The sequence below is a fragment of the Taishania pollutisoli genome (genome assembly GCF_014518315.1).
In the GTDB taxonomy this organism is placed as follows: domain Bacteria; phylum Bacteroidota; class Bacteroidia; order Flavobacteriales_D; family Crocinitomicaceae; genus Taishania; species Taishania pollutisoli.
Genome location: NZ_JACVEL010000001.1, coordinates 416,107 through 435,386 on the forward strand (window position 1 = coordinate 416,107; position 19,280 = coordinate 435,386).

18 protein-coding genes are annotated in these 19,280 nt (G+C 40.9%); 10 read left to right on the plus strand and 8 right to left on the minus strand.

Annotated elements, in window-relative coordinates; all coding sequences use genetic code 11:
* Positions 1-157: 157 nt before the first annotated feature.
* The gene (locus tag H9Y05_RS01785) at positions 158-1,390 is read left to right on the plus strand and encodes a cation:proton antiporter (protein ID WP_163490393.1); all 1,233 of its coding nucleotides are present in this window, start codon (positions 158-160) and stop codon (positions 1,388-1,390) included.
* Between the two features lie 110 nt (positions 1,391-1,500).
* The gene (locus H9Y05_RS01790; RefSeq protein WP_163490394.1) at positions 1,501-2,790 is read left to right on the plus strand and encodes a dicarboxylate/amino acid:cation symporter; all 1,290 of its coding nucleotides are present in this window, start codon (positions 1,501-1,503) and stop codon (positions 2,788-2,790) included.
* A 3-nt stretch (positions 2,791-2,793) separates the two neighbouring features.
* On the opposite strand, the gene H9Y05_RS01795 is transcribed toward H9Y05_RS01790, so the two are convergent.
* Positions 2,794-3,165: an energy transducer TonB gene (locus H9Y05_RS01795; protein WP_216713334.1), complete on the minus strand. Its 372-nt coding sequence runs from the start codon at positions 3,163-3,165 to the stop codon at positions 2,794-2,796.
* Between the two features lie 163 nt (positions 3,166-3,328).
* A complete protein-coding gene (locus tag H9Y05_RS01800) occupies positions 3,329-4,816 on the minus strand; it encodes a PKD domain-containing protein (RefSeq protein WP_216713335.1) in 1,488 nt (495 codons plus the stop codon).
* Between the two features lie 135 nt (positions 4,817-4,951).
* Here H9Y05_RS01800 and lepA point away from each other — a divergent pair, with 135 nt between their 5' ends.
* On the plus strand, positions 4,952-6,748 hold the full coding sequence (lepA, locus tag H9Y05_RS01805; RefSeq protein ID WP_216713336.1) for a translation elongation factor 4: 1,797 nt from the start codon (positions 4,952-4,954) through the stop codon (positions 6,746-6,748).
* Here the strand turns inward: lepA and H9Y05_RS01810 are convergent.
* From H9Y05_RS01810 to H9Y05_RS01820, 3 genes are read right to left on the minus strand one after another with little or no spacing between them, the layout of a single operon-like run.
* Positions 6,745-8,088 carry a methyltransferase RsmF C-terminal domain-like protein gene (locus tag H9Y05_RS01810; RefSeq protein ID WP_216713337.1) on the minus strand — a complete coding sequence of 448 codons (1,344 nt, stop codon included), beginning with the start codon at positions 8,086-8,088 and terminating at the stop codon, positions 6,745-6,747. The two genes, lepA and H9Y05_RS01810, sit on opposite strands and share 4 nt — an antisense overlap.
* Positions 8,089-8,091: 3 nt before the next feature.
* Entirely contained in the window at positions 8,092-8,520 is a 429-nt protein-coding gene (locus tag H9Y05_RS01815) for a PaaI family thioesterase (RefSeq protein ID WP_163490399.1), read from the minus strand.
* Positions 8,513-9,343, minus strand: a complete 831-nt coding sequence (locus H9Y05_RS01820) for a mechanosensitive ion channel family protein (RefSeq protein ID WP_163490400.1) — start codon at positions 9,341-9,343, stop codon at positions 8,513-8,515. Before H9Y05_RS01820 ends, H9Y05_RS01815 begins: the two co-directional genes overlap by 8 nt.
* Before the next feature lie 126 nt (positions 9,344-9,469).
* On the opposite strand from H9Y05_RS01820, the gene H9Y05_RS01825 reads away from it, so the two are divergent.
* From H9Y05_RS01825 to H9Y05_RS01835, 3 genes are all read left to right on the plus strand, one after another.
* On the plus strand, positions 9,470-10,660 hold the full coding sequence (locus H9Y05_RS01825) for an aspartate aminotransferase family protein (protein ID WP_216713338.1): 1,191 nt from the start codon (positions 9,470-9,472) through the stop codon (positions 10,658-10,660).
* Between the two features lie 357 nt (positions 10,661-11,017).
* Positions 11,018-11,818 (plus strand): hypothetical protein, encoded by an 801-nt coding sequence (locus H9Y05_RS01830; RefSeq protein ID WP_216713339.1) that lies wholly within the window; start codon positions 11,018-11,020, stop codon positions 11,816-11,818.
* 55 nt (positions 11,819-11,873) lie between these two features.
* The gene (locus H9Y05_RS01835) at positions 11,874-12,938 is read left to right on the plus strand and encodes a hypothetical protein (protein ID WP_216713340.1); all 1,065 of its coding nucleotides are present in this window, start codon (positions 11,874-11,876) and stop codon (positions 12,936-12,938) included.
* An 82-nt stretch (positions 12,939-13,020) separates the two neighbouring features.
* On the opposite strand, the gene H9Y05_RS01840 is transcribed toward H9Y05_RS01835, so the two are convergent.
* The 3 genes from H9Y05_RS01840 to H9Y05_RS01850 are packed head-to-tail and all read right to left on the minus strand — an operon-like array spanning position 13,021 to position 16,616.
* Positions 13,021-13,590 (minus strand): RDD family protein, encoded by a 570-nt coding sequence (locus H9Y05_RS01840; protein ID WP_216713341.1) that lies wholly within the window; start codon positions 13,588-13,590, stop codon positions 13,021-13,023.
* A gap of 48 nt (positions 13,591-13,638) precedes the next feature.
* Positions 13,639-14,382 (minus strand): LytR/AlgR family response regulator transcription factor, encoded by a 744-nt coding sequence (locus H9Y05_RS01845; protein ID WP_163490404.1) that lies wholly within the window; start codon positions 14,380-14,382, stop codon positions 13,639-13,641.
* Positions 14,379-16,616, minus strand: a complete 2,238-nt coding sequence (locus H9Y05_RS01850) for a tetratricopeptide repeat-containing sensor histidine kinase (RefSeq protein ID WP_163490405.1) — start codon at positions 16,614-16,616, stop codon at positions 14,379-14,381. The genes H9Y05_RS01845 and H9Y05_RS01850 overlap by 4 nt, the downstream gene beginning before the upstream one ends.
* Before the next feature lie 143 nt (positions 16,617-16,759).
* Between H9Y05_RS01850 and H9Y05_RS01855 the strand changes: the two genes are divergently transcribed.
* The 4 genes from H9Y05_RS01855 to H9Y05_RS01870 are packed head-to-tail and all read left to right on the plus strand — an operon-like array spanning position 16,760 to position 19,263.
* A complete protein-coding gene (locus tag H9Y05_RS01855; protein WP_216713342.1) occupies positions 16,760-17,191 on the plus strand; it encodes a RidA family protein in 432 nt (143 codons plus the stop codon).
* Positions 17,192-17,197: 6 nt separating this feature from the next.
* The gene (locus H9Y05_RS01860) at positions 17,198-17,809 is read left to right on the plus strand and encodes a hypothetical protein (protein WP_216713343.1); all 612 of its coding nucleotides are present in this window, start codon (positions 17,198-17,200) and stop codon (positions 17,807-17,809) included.
* A 17-nt stretch (positions 17,810-17,826) separates the two neighbouring features.
* Positions 17,827-18,405, plus strand: a complete 579-nt coding sequence (locus tag H9Y05_RS01865) for a tetratricopeptide repeat protein (protein ID WP_216713344.1) — start codon at positions 17,827-17,829, stop codon at positions 18,403-18,405.
* A gap of 6 nt (positions 18,406-18,411) precedes the next feature.
* Positions 18,412-19,263 (plus strand): class I SAM-dependent methyltransferase, encoded by an 852-nt coding sequence (locus tag H9Y05_RS01870; protein ID WP_216713345.1) that lies wholly within the window; start codon positions 18,412-18,414, stop codon positions 19,261-19,263.
* Positions 19,264-19,280: the final 17 nt, after the last annotated feature.

A 19,280-nucleotide genomic window follows, 5' to 3' on the forward strand; every position in this document is an offset into this window, starting at 1 on the left:
AATTGTCTGATAAAAATATTGAAAAATTCAGCTCCCCCTGCCGGTAAGTATATTTTTAGAAAAATTGTGACACTCCTGCAAAAGATCAACCGGAATAATTGATATATTAGTTTTCAATCAGTTCAGATTTTCCTTAAAACAACTAAATTGAACGCTTATGGAAACATCGATTGTCATTATTATTATCGGGTTATTCATTTTTTGGGGGAATTACCTCAACCAGGTTTTTGAGCGCCGAAATATTCCCGATGTATTGGGACTGATGTTCATCGGTATGCTGATCGGCCCTGTGTTTCACCTGGTCGATCCTGAATCTTTCGGGCAATTCGGCTCCTTATTTAGCAATTTGGTGTTGATTTTCATTTTATTTGAAAGCGGAACGGACCTCAAACTGGCGGAAGTAAAATCCTCCTTCAAAGATTCTGCACTCATTACAACGGTTGGCTTTATTGTAACCTGTATCACAATCACAATCTCGTGCATGTATATCTTTAACCTGTCCTTTTTATCCAGTCTGTTTATCGGATCAGCATTGGGAGGAACCTCTTCCGCTGTAGTGGTCGGGTTGGTGAGAAAGGTAAATGTGACTCCCAAAACATCGACCACCCTGATCATGGAATCAGCCGAAACGGATGTGTTTACTCTGGCGGTACCTTTAAGTATCCTGGGATTGATGCTCACCGGCAACATTTCGGCAAAAACGGTTATTATACAATTTGTTGCCTCGCTGTTGTTCGCAATTGTGATTGGTGTATTCGGAGCCTTTCTCTGGTCGTATATCCTCAATAAGTTTTCCAATTTAAAAGCAACGAAATTTTCAACCCCTGCATTTTTATTTCTCCTGTACGGAGCGTCTGAATACATGAATCTGAGCGGTCCGCTGACAGCACTTTCTTTTGGTATTGCCATTGGAAATTTAAAATACATCGAACCCCGGGTACTGGAGAAAATCATCCCGAATCAGAACATTGTACTACCACGAAAGGAGCGTATTTTCTTCGGAGAGATTGTTTTTTTACTCCGCACTTTCTTTTTTGTTTTCATCGGGATCAGCATTCAGATCAACCGGGTAGATTGGTTGATGTGGGGAGCATTGGTTACCGGTTTTGTTTATGTTACCCGGATTTTCGTTGTCAAATTTGTGATCGCCCGGGAAGCACCACTACTGGACAAATCCGTTATGTCGTTTATGGTTCCCAAAGGACTCGGAGCCGCTGTAATTGCCACACTTCCTCTGCAGCAGGGACACCCGGACGGATTACTCATTCAGTCTGTTTGTTTTGCTGTCATCTTATTCAGCACCTTGTATTGTGTATTGTTCTTTTTTTTGGTCAGAACGGGAATCACACTTCCGTTTTACCGGATCATCTATGGAAAGGACAAACAGTAATCTCTTATTTATCAAATGGTAAATCATCCTTTTTCGCGTTGAATTACATAAATTCACCCGGTGTATCGGAATTAATTAATTTCTTTGTAAAATAATTTAACAGGTTATCTATGCAAACTAACTTTGAAACAGTGGACACACCAACTCCAAAGAAAAAGAAGAAATTCTACCAACACCTTTACATTCAGGTTATTTTTGCGATCGTCATCGGGGTTACGCTGGGGTATTTCTGGCCGGAAAAAGGAAAAGCCATGCAGCCACTCGGAGATGGGTTTATCAAACTGGTAAAAATGATTATCGCACCGGTGATCTTTCTTACTGTTTCGACGGGAATTGCAGGAATGAATGACCTCAAGAAAGTAGGAAGAGTTGCTGCAAAAGCATTCGCTTACTTCATCTTCTTTTCAACACTCGCGCTGGTACTGGGGTTAGTTGTTAGTCATTTTGTACAACCCGGAGCAGGATTAAACATTGACCCTTCCACACTGGACGCATCTAAGATCAGTAAATACGTAGAAGCTGCTGAGGAAAATTCGATGGTGAATTTTATTTTCAATATCATTCCGGAAACGCTATTCAGCCCGATGACAGGAGACATTATTCTGCAGGTATTGCTTGTAGCGATTTTATTCGGTGTCGCACTTGCGCTCACAGCCGACAGAAGTCAACCGGTGATTGATTTCCTTGAAACACTGACCATTCCGGTTTTCAAAATCGTGGAAATTCTCATGAAACTGGCACCTGTAGGAGCCTTTGGCGCAATGGCCTTTACCATCGGTGCGTATGGAATTGATTCACTAATGTACCTGGGGAAATTAGTCGGAACCTTTTACCTGACATCGTTTGCTTTCGTAGTCATTATTCTGGGAGTTGTCGCCCGTTTAAACGGATTTAACATCTTTAAATTTCTGCGCTATATCAAGGAAGAAATCTTCCTGGTATTGGGAACAAGTTCTTCTGAACCTGCCATGCCCGGGTTGATGAAAAAACTAAACGAAGCAGGATGTGATAAGGGAGTTGTCGGATTGGTTGTTCCTACAGGTTATTCATTCAACCTGGACGGCACCAATATTTACATGACACTGGCGGCACTGTTTATTGCACAGGCCTGCAACATCGACCTGAAGTTTGATCAGCTGATGGTCTTGTTACTGGTGGCTATTTTATCGTCAAAAGGAGCAGCCGGAGTCACCGGAGCAGGATTTATCACATTGGCGGCAACACTGGCTGTTGTGCCGGATATTCCAATCGCAGGGATGACATTGATCCTGGGAATTGACAAGTTTATGTCCGAGTGCCGTGCGTTGACAAACGTTATCGGAAACGGAGTGGCATGCGTTGTGATTTCCAACTGGGAAAAACACCTGGATAAAGAACAATTGAAAAAGACGCTCGGATAAGGTTTATTTTTTCTGTTCAAATTTTATTGACAACACGTGGATGGATTCCACATGTTTCTTTTCCGGATTGGAATAAGCCGGCTTCCATTTCGGCATTTTTTGCATCACCGCAATTGCCGCATTGCTACACGGTTCACATCCGTCAATTCCTCTTCTTACCACAACGTTGCTGACCTCCCCTTTTTCATCCACCACAAAGCGCAGGTTGACAGCCCCTGAACCCGAGAAATCAGCTGGAATTTCAAGATGAGATTGAATAAATTTTGTCATTTCAGCAACTCCTCCCGGATAAGTCGCTTCCGTAATTGAATTTGCCGTTTGTGCAAAAGAATACGCTCCTGAAAGAACCATCAAAAGAAAAGGTACCATTCTCATTTTAGTTTGTTTTTATTCATCCTTAACAAATATACACCACTGAAACAGGTCTTTTCTTACTAAACGAACGAAGCGTAACAATCGTTGAGTAAACGGCACATCAAAAGACAAAAAAGGCTTTCCCGTTGTAGAGAAAGCCTTTCTGATTTTCGTTGTATACTGCTTATTCCTTCACAATCTTCTTAGAGATCATTTTACCGGAAACAGTCATATTCAACACATAAATTCCTGAACTCAAGGTTGAAACATCAAATGTCAATTCACCATTCATTGTATTTAATGCATGCTTTGTTTCAAGTTTTTTTCCGTCCAGCGTCAACAATTCAGCATGGATATCTCCCACTTGCTCTGTTTCGTAAGCTACGCTGAATACATTGCTGATCGGATTCGGATAAATTGTCAGGTGAATGCCTGATTGTTCCTCAACACCCAGGTCAGAGTTATTTTCCCCTTCGGCAATTGTGATATTTTTGTAATATAAATCTGTTCCGCAAGTACCTGTAGCAGTAAATTCTACTGTGTATGTCCCTGCAGCCGCATAGTTTCTAACCGGATTTGGTGATCCTGCTGTTCCTCCGTCTCCAAAATTCCAGCTATATGTTGTTGCTCCCTGCGCCAAACTTGTAAACTGAACTGAAAGTCCTGTTGCAGCGTATGAAAAGAACGACGTAACGGCTGGCATTATTGTTACATTTTGAGTTGCCGGTGTACTTGCACACTCATTTACCCATCCGGAATAAATTGTACTTCCTGTCACAGTGTATGTACCGGAATTGGTATATGTACGTGATCCATTTGCCACGTTCTGGTCAGCTGACCCGTCTCCGAAATTCACTTTGTATTTAAAATTATTGTCTTTGTATACTTCATGGTTGAAATGAGGCAATGTAGTTGAAGTGACTGTACCGGCTACTTGTGTATTCATACATGCTGAAGTCGGATTAACTACCAACGTCGGGTCCGGAAGGGAGAAACGAATCGTAGGCAATGCCCACACATCGATATCAAATCCTAATTCAACCATCGTATATGTTTGTCCACTAGGATATTGAACACTTGAATAAGATGTATTTTGTCCGGATCCTTGTCCATTACCCATAATGGCTAATGAATCTTCCGCTGTTCTTGGCCAGAAAACCACACTGAATCCGTTAGTCACATTCACCGGAGTTGAGAATGTTGCCACATAATCATTATTCGCATTCACAGTTACAAATGCGCTTCCAATCGGGCTTCCGACAGGTTCATTAGAGGCATTGATCGCATGAATGGAAACCTGTGCTTGTCCGGATCCCCCGGTAGGAGCTCCTTCCATAATATTAGCCTGAAATTTCACTTTTGATACCTGCCCGGTAAACGAAGGGAAAGATTGAGCAATGTTGTTAAAACCTCTGGGGCCACCTAAAAAGATGGATATTTTTTGTTGCCCGTTGTGGTTGTTTTCAACATACTTCACCTCATCTTCACAGGATACAGCCCTGTCTCCCGACTGATTTTCGGTAGTTGTTGACTGATAAGGACTCTGTGAAACAGTTGACTGGTTAGTAGTTGCTGCTCCGGACGGAACAGTCGTTGCGCTTAATTCAATCGTCTCCTGAGCGTTAGAAATCGTAGCAGCTACTAAGAATAATGGTAGTAATACTTTTTTCATTTAATAATTGATTTGTAGTTAATTTTCAGGCGAAGTTAATGATTTTCAACAAATGAGAATAATATCAATTCAAGAATAAAATTTTTGACGTACTTTTGCAATCCGTTGCACGAAAGCACGCGTTTTTAATCGTTTATGAAGCACATTCGAAATTTCTGTATTATTGCCCACATCGACCATGGTAAAAGTACCCTGGCAGATCGTTTGTTACAAACTACCGGTACCATTTCTGACCGCGATATGCAAGCACAAGCATTGGACGATATGGATCTGGAACGGGAACGCGGTATTACAATTAAATCGCATGCGATTCAAATGAACTACAAGTATGAAGGACAAGAATACATTCTAAACCTCATTGACACTCCGGGACACGTGGATTTCTCGTATGAGGTATCCCGTTCGATTGCTGCATGCGAAGGAGCATTGCTGATTGTTGATGCATCACAGGGAATTGAGGCGCAAACCATCTCCAACCTGTACCTTGCATTGGAACACGACCTGGAAATCATTCCGATTCTGAACAAAATGGACTTGCCCGGAGCAATGCCGGAAGAAGTTTCCGATCAGATCGTTGACTTGATCGGTTGTCGTCTGGATGATATCATTCCTGCATCCGGTAAAACGGGACTGGGAGTTGATCGCATCCTGGAAGCGGTTGTCAATCGCATACCACCTCCCAAAGGAGACGAAAATGCTCCTTTGCAGGCTATGATTTTCGACTCAGTGTTCAACTCTTTCCGGGGTATTATTGCTTATTTCCGTGTAAAGAACGGGGTAATCCGAAAAGGACAAAAAGTAAAATTCTTCAATACCGGAAAAGAATACAATGCGGATGAGATCGGGATTCTGAAAATGGACCTTTTCCCGAAAAATGAAGTCCGCGCAGGAGACGTCGGTTACATTATTTCTGGGATCAAGCAGGCAAACGAGGTAAAAGTCGGAGATACCATTACATCAAAAGAAAATCCGTGTACGGAAGCGATCAAAGGATTTGAGGATGTGAAACCGATGGTCTTCGCCGGAATTTACCCGGTAGATACCGAAGATTACGAAGAATTGAGGTATTCAATGGAAAAACTCCAGTTGAATGACTCATCGTTGGTATTTGAACCGGAATCTTCACAGGCATTGGGATTTGGATTCCGATGCGGATTCTTAGGAATGCTGCACATGGAGATCATCCAGGAGCGTTTGGAACGAGAATTCAACATGACCGTTATTACGACTGTTCCGAACGTATCTTACCATGCATTTATGAAGAAAGATCCGGATGACTTACTAATTGTAAACAATCCTTCCGAATTGCCGGATCCTGCGGGAATGGATAGAATTGAAGAACCGTATATCAATGCGCAGGTCATCACGAAAGCGGAATATGTCGGTTCCATTATGACGTTGTGTATTGAAAAACGCGGAGAGCTGAAAAATCAGGTATACCTTACACAAGACCGTGTTGAACTGACTTTTGAAATGCCGTTGGCAGAAATCGTATTCGACTTCTACGATCGTTTGAAAACCGTTTCCCGTGGTTACGCTTCATTTGACTACCACCCGATCGGATACAAACCTTCCGATCTGATCAAACTGGATTTGTTATTGAATGCTGAACAGGTAGATGCACTTTCTGCACTGGTGCATCGAAGCAATGCATTTGATCTGGGTAAAAAAATCTGCTTGAAGTTAAAGGAACTGATTCCGAGACAGCAGTTTGAAATTCCGATTCAGGCGGCTATCGGTGCAAAGGTCATTGCGCGTGAAACGATTAAAGCATTACGAAAAGACGTGACTGCCAAATGTTACGGAGGGGACATTACCCGCAAGCGTAAATTGCTCGAAAAACAGAAAGAAGGGAAGAAACGCATGCGTCAGGTCGGACGTGTAGAGGTTCCCCAGGAAGCATTCTTAGCGGTATTGAAGCTGAACGATTAATCCACCCGCATGCGAATGCGGTATTCCTTTGGGTATAAGTTATTGAATCGGTTACCGATGTTTTTGATCCATCCCAGTGGTTCGTTTTGGAATTTCACTTGTACAAATCCATTTGGGGCTGTTTCTGTCAGTTGAAATGTATCTCCATGCAGGTAATGCAATGCGTGTTGTTCTTCCAATTCAATTTCCGGATAATTGACTCTCAATGTGTGACACATCAATAAATCATGATCGGGTATCAATCCTTTTCGGGCATTTTCTCCTACGACAATCCCCCATTTGATAATGTGTAAATTGTCCTGAATGATGCGGTATTCGTGTTCCCATTCGGCAGGAATTGCCAAGATGGTCTCATTCCAAGCGAAACATTGAGTTTGCTCCATTCTCAGCCATGATTTCAGAAAAGACGTGTCTTTTAATTTGATCAATCCTTTATTGGCATTTTTACTCAATGTGACCGTCTTCTCCCGCTCACCGGTTTTTCGCAATACAGCAATAAAAAAACCTTCTGTCTGCGTACGTCCGGGAATGCCGTAAATCCCTGTTTCATTTCTCCCCTGAACAAAATCAAACGGAGCAGGAATGTGAACGTATTCCGCGCCCAGGTTTTCTTCCATCCAACGGATGTTTTCTTCGTTTTCGTGTGGATTAAACGTACAGGTAGAATAAATCAGGTAACCACCTTCGCGCAGGGAATCCCACACATCTGCTACAATCCGTTTTTGACGACCGGCGCATAAATTCACATTTTCCGGTGACCATTCTCCACGTGCCTGTTCATCCTTGCGAAACATTCCTTCTCCCGAACAGGGGGCATCGACAACAATCACATCAAACAATGCCGTTACGCGTGTGAAGTCGGAAGGATCGTTATTGGTAACAATGGTATTGGCATACCCCCATTTAGAAATATTCTCTTTTAAAACCTTTGCCCGTTGGTTGATCACTTCATTGGCCACCAGCAATCCGTTTCCGTTCAGGAATGAAGCGATGAGTGTGCTTTTCCCTCCGGGTGCCGCACACAAATCCAGCACAACCGGTTGTTGAGGAAGTTCAATCGTTCGAAATACGTAATCCAATAGCATAGATCCTGCTTCCTGCGGATAAAATGTCCCTGCGTGAAACAAAGGATTCAGTGTAAAAACAGGTCGTTCGTCCAGGAAGAACGCATTTTCACACCATTGAACAGGTACTTCTCCCTGTAGAACAGGAATATGTTTAACGGGGTTTTTACGGATTGAAACCGGAGAAGTTGTATTGAGCGCTTCCAGTAGATTTGTTCCTAAGTGAGCATCCTGCTCTACATAACTGACAAAATCCGGTGGAAACGGTTGATTCATCTGCTAAAAGTTAAAGACTTTTGTAAACGGATATTGATTGAACGTTCCGCTGGCAGTCGCTACCAGTTCGTCTTTTTGATTGACAAAGTCGGCTTCGACGAAAATCAATTTTTTTCCAACCTGGCGCACACGTGATATTCCCCTGATGGTATCTCCCAACAATGCCGGTTTGAGATAATTGATCTTAAACTCAACTGTTGAAACCAGGTTCCCGTTTTTTTGAGAAACTGCGAGGGCAGCCACTCCCAGGGTTGAATCTGCCAATGCAGCCATTACTCCACCATGTGCAGCCACAGGTGTTGCCAGGTGTTTTTGACCGATGGTAATGCGGTTGATCACTTCACCATCCGGCAGAATGTCGTACTGCAAATCAATTTCTTTTCCAAACTGATTGCTGTGTTTGTATAATTCAACAATATCCTGATCAATCATTCTTCACTACTTTTACTTCCATGGATGAAACCGGGAATCGGATTCCCGCTTTTGTCAGTTCGTTAAAAATAACTTCATTCAACGAATAAAACAACTTGCTATGGTTTCCATTTTTTGTCCATGCCTGAATCACCGCAACATACGACGATGATGAGAGATCTCCCAACCCGATGAAAAAAGCAGGTGTCTTCAATACGCCGTCTTCATTTTCCAAAATAGAAGTTACGATTGTTTTCACCTGGTGGAAATCGTTGGCATCATCCAATGGTATTTTCCATTCAACACGCCTGTTGGTTCCTCTGGAAAAATTGACAATTGTTCCGTTGGATACAGGACCGTTCGGTAAAATTACTACTTTGTTGTCGGATGTCGTTAAAATTGTATTAAAAATTGTAATTTCTTTCACCGTTCCCTCTTGGGTCATTACCAGGATGTAATCCCCGGCCTTAAATGGCTTGAACAGTAAAATCATCACACCCCCTGCAAAATTGGAAAGCGTTCCTGAAAATGCCATCCCGACTGCCAGTCCCGCCGAAGCAAGGATAGCAACAAATGAAGTCATTTCCACCCCCAGTTGGGTAATTGAAGTAACAATCACCAATGTTTTGATCAACGCGGAAACAAGTGACGATAAAAAACTGACAAGCCCGGCATCTACCTGGCGTTTGGTCAATACTTTCCGCAAGGTTCTTGAGAGCATATTCGACAACCAGAAACCAATAATCAACAGCGCTATCGCCGACAGGAACCGTGTTCCATACTGAATCGTAATCTGGAAAATCTCATCGAGACTGTATCCAAATATTTTATCCTGACTAAACATAAGACGGATGTATAATAAAGATGATACTAAATTTACTTACTTAAAAACACATTGTGACGTGCAAAATTATCTAAAAAAGCTAATTTTGAGTTGATCAAACAGCAATCTTTATTCTGATTTAAAAAAATGAGTAACGCAACAGATTTTATACACTATACCGGGCAAACCAATCAATTTCCGTATTTAATTGATGTTGAGCGTGCAACAGGAATATACATCATCGACAAAAGCGGTAAGACATACATGGATATGATTTCCGGTGTTTCGGTCAACAATATCGGACACAGCCACCCGCATGTTGTAACAGCAGTACAAGAACAAGCCGAAAAATACATGCACGTCATGGTGTATGGGGAATACATCCAGGATCCGCACCTCAACTTGTGTAAAAAACTGGTTGCGATGCTCCCGGACCAACTGAATTGTGTGTACACGGTCAATTCGGGGACAGAGGCAAATGAAGCGGCTTTGAAGCTGGTGAAACGCGTTACGGGCAGAACGGAGCTGATTTCATTCAGAGGGTCTTATCACGGGAGTACGCATGGTTCGATGAGTGTTTCCGGAAATGAAGTAAAAAAGGAAGCATTCAGACCTTTACTTCCCGATGTACGGTTTTTGCAACACAATGATCTGGATATGCTGGAACAGATTACTAACAAAACAGCGGGAGTAATTATTGAAACCATCCAGGGAGATGCGGGAGTGCGAATTCCTACCATCGCATTTCTGCAAGCATTGAGAAATCGCTGTACAGAAGTAGGTGCTTTGCTCATTTTTGATGAAATTCAATGCGGAATGGGACGTACCGGCAAGCAATTCGCATTTGAACATTTCGGAGTTGTTCCGGATGTATTGACACTCGGAAAAGCATTGGGAGGTGGAATGCCGATTGGTGCGTTGGTTTCATCACGGGAACATTTGTGGGAATTCACCTACAATCCGATGTTGGGACACATCACCACATTCGGAGGAAACCCGGTGATTTCCACAGCTGCACTTGCCGGACTGGAGGTGATGGAACAGGAAGTAGATTTCAATGAAGTGGAACGGTTGGGTGCATTGCTTCAATCCATCGTTTGTCAATCAGACGAAATCAGGGAATCGCGCCGGATCGGGATGATGTTTGCTTTCGACATGGAATCGTTTGAACGGGTTGAAAAAGTCGTTAAAAAATGCCTGGAAGACGGATTGATCAGTTTCTGGTTCTTATCACATCCATACAGTTTTCGTCTTTCTCCGCCATTGAATATCACAGAGGAGGAAATTCGAAAAGCCGGTGCGATTATTTTAAATGCGATTCAGACTACTAAGGATTGAAGAGTGGAAAGTTGAGAGCTGTCATGATGACAAAGGTGATGATGCAATAAAAGACCAAATTCAATAAGAAGTAACCAAAATTGAACTCCCGATATCATCAGGCTTGATCGCCTTCACCCCATTTTTTCTAACCCATCTCACTCATCGTAGTGATCTGTTTTTATATTTTTAATTCTTAAATGGTTTTCATATATTTGATTTTCAGACACAAATGGACGAACCGTCGTAAAGGTTAAGCACGATCAGCTATTGAAAACTACAATGAGAAAAGAACCTTTTAGCGCAAAACAGAAGTTTGAAGATGATTTAATGATAAATAATTAACGTCGAAAGGCATGTTTTAAAAATTAACGTCTTATGAAAAAGGTAATTTTAGGAACTCTATTCTTAGGGTCAATCGGTTTAGGAATTCTTGGGTGTAAGAAGGAAGGTATTCAAAATAAACAAGATAATGATTCATCCCAAATAAGAAGTGACATTCAAAAGATATTTAACACACATTCAAAAGATGAAAATTATCATGTAAAGAGTGATGAAGTAAGCATTGAAAACAGGGACAATCCGTTAGACAATGTTGGTTATATGCACAATGAAGTTTTAAGATTTATTATGTCTCCAGACATAAATAGAACAATAATTTGCACGAAGATACCAGAAGTCAACAGAGCTTTTAAAGTGAATGTTTCGAATGATTGTGACAAATTATTTCGTTTATGTGAAATTGGTGTCGCTGAATCGTTTGATAATGAAGGCAATTTTCAATCAAATGTCTTGCGCACTTTATTGGAAGAAAATAAAATTCAGGAAAACGAATTTCAGATTGTCAGCACTACATTTCTATATACAAATGATATGAAGTTTAATGATAAAATCAACTTTATTAAAGCTGTTGAAAAATATACGATACAGAGCTCCGATCTGAATTCTGAACAAAAAAACAGAGTTTTGAGAACGTTTGCAATTTATAGGTATAGTTCTCATTATTGGGAAAATGAAAATCCTCAGCCAAATGCGATGGGGCCCATTTCTGCATTTGCGGATGCCTGTGCTGAATATTGGGCACTAAACTCCCCGGATTCTCCAGCACAAGATGGTAAAGATGTGTATGCAATTGCAGGTCTTGTATCTGCTGTCGTTCACGTTCTGACTGGTTTTTAGTCTAAATTTTATAGAGGAGTAATCATGATTACTCCTCTATTTTAAAATTCTGTCCATGCTTAATAAAATAGTAATTTTTGTGCTCTTTTTAAGTTCAAAATGTCTTGCACAATCAATTGATTCAGAAACAAATAAGAATATTTTCTTAATCGGTGAAAACCACTTCATTAAAGAGAAGTATGATGAAATTAAAGCATTTACTTTTGACCAGCTAAAGCAGCTAAAAAAAGGAGAAAAAGCATCATTCTATTTTGAATTACCATATACCTTAAATTTTGCCTTTCACAAAATAAAGGAACAAGGAGACACAACTGTTTTTTATGAATGGTTTCATCATTTATATCAATCAAAAAATGAACCTCCTTCATACTTTTGGATAGATTACAGGGACATGATTTTAGCATTAATTGAGTACGCCGATAAAAAAGAAATTGAGCTTGAATTAATGGGCATTGATACTGAATTAGAGTTTCGTAGAACAGCTTTTATCCTTTCTCAATTTGACAGCAAAGTAGGCACAACGATTGATAGTCTTCTAAATTTAGATTTTATAAGTAATGATCGTTTAACAAGGAACATATTAAATAATCACATTGATAAACTACTGGAAATACCACATGAAGAAATCGAACTTGCCATTTTAAGGACACTCAAAAAATCGTTAATGATTGACTGTACAATCTGTGTTGATAGAGATCTTTTTATGCTTTCTAACTTTATGAAATCATATGATTCTACAGTCCCTCTTCACTTTATATCCTTAGGATTAGATCACATTGTGAGCAAACATGATTTCTCAAATGCCAGTTCTTTATTTACAACGAAATATAAAATGGATACAATTAGCTATCAATCATTTTATGAATTAATGGATAAAGATTTTAAAGAAAAAACATGGAGAGTAGGAATACTTGCACTTAATCACAAACTTAAATATGCGAATATCTCAAAACCAGTAGATTTAAAAACATTAATGGATGAGATGGAAAGAATATACATTGAAGAACAATTATTAGATAACGATATTTATCGGGCCAACCTCTCCAAAAACAAAGCACTTATCAATTTATCAAAACAACTTGACTACATAATAATTTACAAAACTTCGCATTATAAATGAGAATGATAAACATGCTTACAATCGTCTGATGTCACTCTATTTGAAGAAGTGTTTAATGCAGTATCTTAGTTTCGCAGCAGAATTAATCGAGAAGGTCTTTGTCGTCGTGAAGGGTATTGAGGAGTTTCTTCAATTCGTCGCGTTCTTTTCGTTTTACAACATAGGTCTTGCTCCATTTGTCATGCCAGCTCCGTTCACCGAAGGACGAAAAGGCTTCGAACGGAACATAACGGCAAATGGTTCGTAAAAGTGATGTTCCCATGTTCATTTTCTCCGCATGCTGATCAATGACCGTATAGCCACAGATTAATTTTCCAAACGTTCCTCCGAAGAAGTATTCCGTAGAAAAATAAAAGAGGAAAAACAAGGTCATGTTTATGAGTCGTTCATATTCTGTTATAAACGCAACTACCGTGTAATCTTCCGGATTCGCTGACAATGAAATAACAACGGCAAGTGTTATTATGATGAATGTGAGGATGTAATAAAAAACGAGATCCAGTAAAAAATAACCAAACCGCACGCCGGGCGTTACGAGAACAGGCTCCCTCCTCCCCATTTTTTGGTAAGGGGCACGTACAAGCTTTCCGGAACTATCGTATTCTCTACGGTAAAATGTTTTTTCAACTTTCAGTTCTTCAATGGTTTTCATATCAGTGAGTAATTTTTTCGTTTATGTGTTTTTTGATACGTGATCAGATTACAAATTCTCCAGGATTTTAAAGAAAATCTCTCTTTTTGCTGGAGACAGCGGTACTTCGGAACCGTCCCGCATTACCACGGAACCACCATTTCCTTTGTTGTAGCGATCCACGTAATCCAGATTGATCAGGTGAGACTGCTGGACGCGAATAAAATTGTAACCAATGAGCAGGGTTTCGAACTCTTTCAATGTTTTAGAAACTAAAATCTTTCGCCCTTCCGTAAGGTAAAAAGAGGTGTAATTCCGGTCGGATTCACAGCGGATGATCTGATCCAGATCTACCACGTGTACACTTTCCTGTGTTTTCAATACCAATCGGCGTTTTTGCTGTGCCGAGATATTATTTTGCAAGGCTTCAAACTGGCGTTCATCGCGCTTGTCATTCATCGCTGCCAATGCACGTTCTACGGCAGCCTTTAATTCTTCCGGATCAACCGGTTTCAGGATATAATCCAGTGCACTGAACTTAATTGCTTTGATGGCAAACTCTTCGTGTGCCGTGATAAAGATCACTTCAAAATTCTTATCCGGAATCGCTTTCAGCAAGTCGAAGCCTGTCCCGTCAGGCATTTGAATATCGAGAAAAACAATATCCGGACGGTGTTCTTCGATTGCACGGATTCCCGACTGAACATTTTCCCCTGCAGGAATTGCTTCGATATCCAGTCCAAATGAGTTGATCATTTTGGCAATCAAATCCCTGGTACGGTTCTCATCATCTATAATTAATGCTTTTCTCATTTTCCTGTTAAATTAACGGATTGGCTTTCTGTTCGGTACGGAAGCGAAATTAATACTTTTGTTCCTCTCTGCAATACTTTATCGTAATCTTCTATTTTCAGATACCCCTCTGTGCGGTATTTTTTATTCAGGTTATTGATTCGCTCAGAAGTGATGTTCATTGCCATGCTTTTATGTTCACGGCTTTTTTTATTTTTTTCGGCGCCTTTTCTTCCAACACCATTGTCTTCAATAATTACTTCCAGCATCTGGTTGTTTTTTTGAAAATAGACATTAATAAACCCGCCTTCCGGAATGGTATGCAACTGTCCATGCTCAATCGAGTTTTCTATAAATGGCTGCGTGATCATCGGAGGAATCATCGCTCCTTCAAATCGCAATTCGTCCGATATAAATATAGTAAATTCAAACCGATCTTCAAAGCGCAGTTTTTGTGTTTCAAGGTATTTGAGCAAAATTTCTTCTTCCAATGCGATCGGAATCTCTTCTTTCGGTGAATTCTCAAGAATCAATCGCATCAACCGGGAAAAATTGACCAGGAACCTGGATGAATTTTGGGTGTCGTTTTCATAAATATAACTCTGAATAACAGACATGGCATTGAAAACAAAATGCGGGTTCATCTGCGCACGCAGCAATGTTTGCGACATTTCGGCCTCCCGCTGCTGCTGTTTAATCTTTGTCTGGTTCCAACGGTTGTAAATGATCACTCCCGACAAAATAATGATCAGTACAAACCCCAGGATGACGTACTTCTGAAAATTGCTTCTCAACTGAACGTTTTCCAACTGTGTCGACGTCAATGCTTTTTCCTGGCGCTGGCGTTCAATCGAATCCGCCTGTGATAAAATCAACCGGTCGCGTTGTTCAGCCCGGTACAGCTCATTCAATTCGGCAATTTTACCCGTCGCCTGTTCCGTTGCACTGCTGTCCATGTAATTGGTATAAATCGTCATGTATTCCAATGCTTTGCCTGTATACCCCAAATCTTTGTATACGTCCGACATGACGCGGTAGGTATTGTAAATTTGCAAAGAAGGGCCATACACCTTACTTATTTCCAATGACCGGTTCAGGTAATTCAACGCATTTTCATATTTTTTCTGTGCATAAAAAACGGTTGCTACATTGTGATACACCGTCGCAATCTGCTTCAGGTCACCAATGGATTCATAGTAAATCAACGCCTGGTTGAACTGCGTTCCCGCTTTATTAAATTCTTTTTGCTCCCGGTAAATAATCCCCAGGATATTGAACGCATTTCCAAGTCCTTCCTGTGTGTTCAATTCTTCAAAAATATCAATTGCTTTTTGACAGTTTTGGATGGCATCGTTGTAATTTTTCCTGGAAAAGTAGATGGTTGCAAGTTCAACCATAGCCAATCCCCGCTGGCGATCGTCACTAACCCTGTTGGCATTTTCGAGGGCTTGTTTGAAATAATATTCCGCTTCCTGCAGGTTATGAATCGAAAACTGGGATTTTCCGATTTCAATTGAAAAAACGGCAATCTGATGGTAATTCCTGATTTCATTGGCAATTTGCAATGCGAGGATGTCTTTCGCTACTCCCAACTCCAACTGTCCGAATGTTTTATAAGTGGACGCCTGTTGATGAAAACATTCTGCTAAGATTGCTTTATTGGAGGTTCTCCTGGCGTACTGCAATGCAACATCGATGTGGTTCAATGCCGAATCCTTGAGGTTACTCATCATAAAATTTCTGCTCAACAACAAGTGTGCTCGTGCAAAATCTTGCTTCGAATGCAGGACTTTTGCGGCTTTCAACATTCTTTTGAGGTAAAAATCGGCTGTTTCGGGTTCTTTATTCAACAAGTGGTAATTCCCCAGATGCTTGTAAATTTCCAACTGTATTGCCTCATCGCTGACCCTGTTCAAAAAGGGCTGGCACCCTAATACCGTTGCAAAATACGCGTTCCGGTCTCCTGTCATTGATTCTATTTCAGCTTTAAAAATCAATGCTGCCAAACGAATGGAATCGTTCAATACAATACTCGAATTGATCAACTCATCTTTGATTGAGTCTGCTTTCCGGATATTGGTATTCTGATAGTACTTTCCCAAATCCAACTGGTAATTGAATTTTTTGGAGAGGTTCTTTTCTTTCGAATACGCTTCTTTTATCTGCGCTTCTTTTTTTTGAACAGATTGTGCTGCTACCAATGTATTCACACAGATAAAAAGAAAGAGAACGTACATCCGAGTCATGCCCATCATTCATATTGAAGTAGCTAAAAGTACAATATTTTAACGAAGTTGAAAGCAAAGAAAATACAGCAAAAATTGCAGTGGATTTAATTTGTCATCATTTTCAGCATAAAATCAATCTCAAAAAGGCTATCTTTGTGCAAAATTTTGACATGGATCATTCTAAAATTTCTACAAACAAAGCGCCCAAACCTGTTGGTTCATACCCACATGCAAGAAGAGTCGGCAACTTGTTGTTTCTTTCCGGAGTAGGACCGAGAACTGCCGGATCAGATGCTTCCGATTCAGGTGTTCCGGGATTACAACTGGATAAAAACGGAAATTTTTTAGCCTTTGATTTTGAAGCACAATGCCGCAGTGTGTTTGACAATGTTCGCGTTATTCTGGAAGAATCCGGGTCTTCCTGGGACAACCTGGTTGATGTAACTGTTTTTCTTACGAACATGAAACGTGACTTCCATACTTACAACCGGTTATACGCCGACTATTTCAAAGACAATCAGCCATGCCGGACAACTGTAGAAATCAACTCATTACCGACACCAATCGCGATTGAGCTAAAATGCATCGCAACAATTGACTAAGAATTCATGGGAAAAATTATCGTAATCGGGATTGCTGTCCTTGGATTGATCGGTTGCAAGTCCATTGCAATGAAAATGAACGGCATGACAAAGCCGCAGTTGGAGAATGCACAAACCATTCGTGAAAAGGCGCATGCATTCGGTATGGATACAACGAATATTGTTTCCGTACACAGCCGGGATTTTGTACACGAGCTAAAACGAGCGGGAATTCCGGATGCGTTGATTTATGACCGCAACGGAAACTACATCGAATACCGTGCGACTGACACATCATGCAATGCAGGTTTATTTCAGTTCATCCCGGATTTGAAGTTAAATACGACTTATAATCAACCTGATAGTATTTCCCTCAGTGAAATATGGACCAAATACCGAGATCTCAACGGGAATGTATTAAAAGCAGTGGAACCGTCTGATTTTTATGTGCTGATTTACTGGACAACATGGTCGGGCAAACTAAATAAAGATCACGTAAAGGTCTGGGAAGACTTAGCAAAAGTGAATACCAATTGTTCAATTAAAGTGATCAAAGTCAACCTCGATTTGCAGGATCATTGGGAAGAAGGAGATAAGGAAAAGCTTGTAGAAGCAATGACCGGAAAAAAGAAAAAATAGCATAAATTACACACAAAATGATTGGATTTTTTATTAAATGTGCATTGGCACTAGGTTCTCTTTGGGCGACAGTTAGTTTATTCATGAACGGATACTGGGGATGGGGAATTGTTATGATTTTAGTAACGGCTTTTATCGGTATCTTTTTCTTTCGTCACGAGCGGATTATCCTGGCGTTTTACCAGATGCGTTTAGGAAACCAGGAAAAAGCAAAACACCATTTTGATAAGATTACAGCCCCTCAGTTCTTACCGAAGAAGCAACGTGCGTATGTCATATATATGCAAGCGGTTCTTGGTGCGCAGGAAAACGGCTTTTCTAAAACGGAGCAATCACTTCGAAAAGCGTTGGCAATCGGCTTGAGAACAAAACATGACAATGCCATTGCACGGATGCACCTGGCAGGAGTTTGTGCACAAACAGGAAGAAAGCAGGAAGCATTACAATTGCTGGCGGAGGCAAAGAAAATTGACGACTCGGGGATGTTAAAAGATCAGATCGTGATGTTGCAAAACCAGTTAAAAATGGCTCCTTCCGCTAACCAGATGCGCATGGCTCAAATGATGGGTGGCCGCAAAAAAATGCCGCGCAGGTAACAATCGATGAGTCAGAAAAAATTGTTCACCCAGGGATGGGCCGATTACGAATTAATTGATGCCGGAGGTGGAAAGAAACTGGAACGTTGGGGAAAGATTATTACCATTCGTCCAGAAGTTCAGGCGTATTTTAAGAGTGAAATTCCATTTGATAAATGGAATGAAATGGCACATTGGGAATTTGTCCAGAAAGGTAGTGCAGGAAAGTGGAAAGCACTGAAACCGAAAGCACCTGAAAGCTGGGAAATTGGCTACGAGCGATTGAAGTTCAAGCTTTCTCTGACCAAGTTCAAACACCTTGGGTTATTCCCGGAACAGCGCACCAACTGGGATTTCATAGACAAACACATCGGACAGGATGACCGGTTCCTGAATTTATTTGCCTATACCGGTGCTGCATCGCTTGTGGCACGCTACAATGGGGCAGAAACGGTTCATGTTGATTCGGTCAGACAACTTATTTCGTGGGCAAAGGACAACATGGATTTATCGCGTCTGCTCAACATCAAGTGGGTTGCTGAAGATGCGTTGAAATTTGCAAAGCGGGAAGAAAAACGCGGTAACCGGTACACAGGAATCATCATGGATCCTCCGGCATGGGGAATTGGTGCGAAAGGAGAGAAATGGAAACTGGAAGAAAAAATGGATGAATTGCTTTCAAGCACCGCTTCATTAATTCAACCGGGAGGTTTCCTGATTGTCAACACCTATTCGCCTCAGCTTTCACTGGAACAACTGAATGAATTGGCTAACTTGTATTTTTCAGAACACGCGACTCAAGTAAATGAATTGTGGATGAAAACCACATCCGGAAAAGAGCTTTATTTCGGAAACGTAATGCGGGTTATTTTTCAGTAATTACACCGATGTTTTCA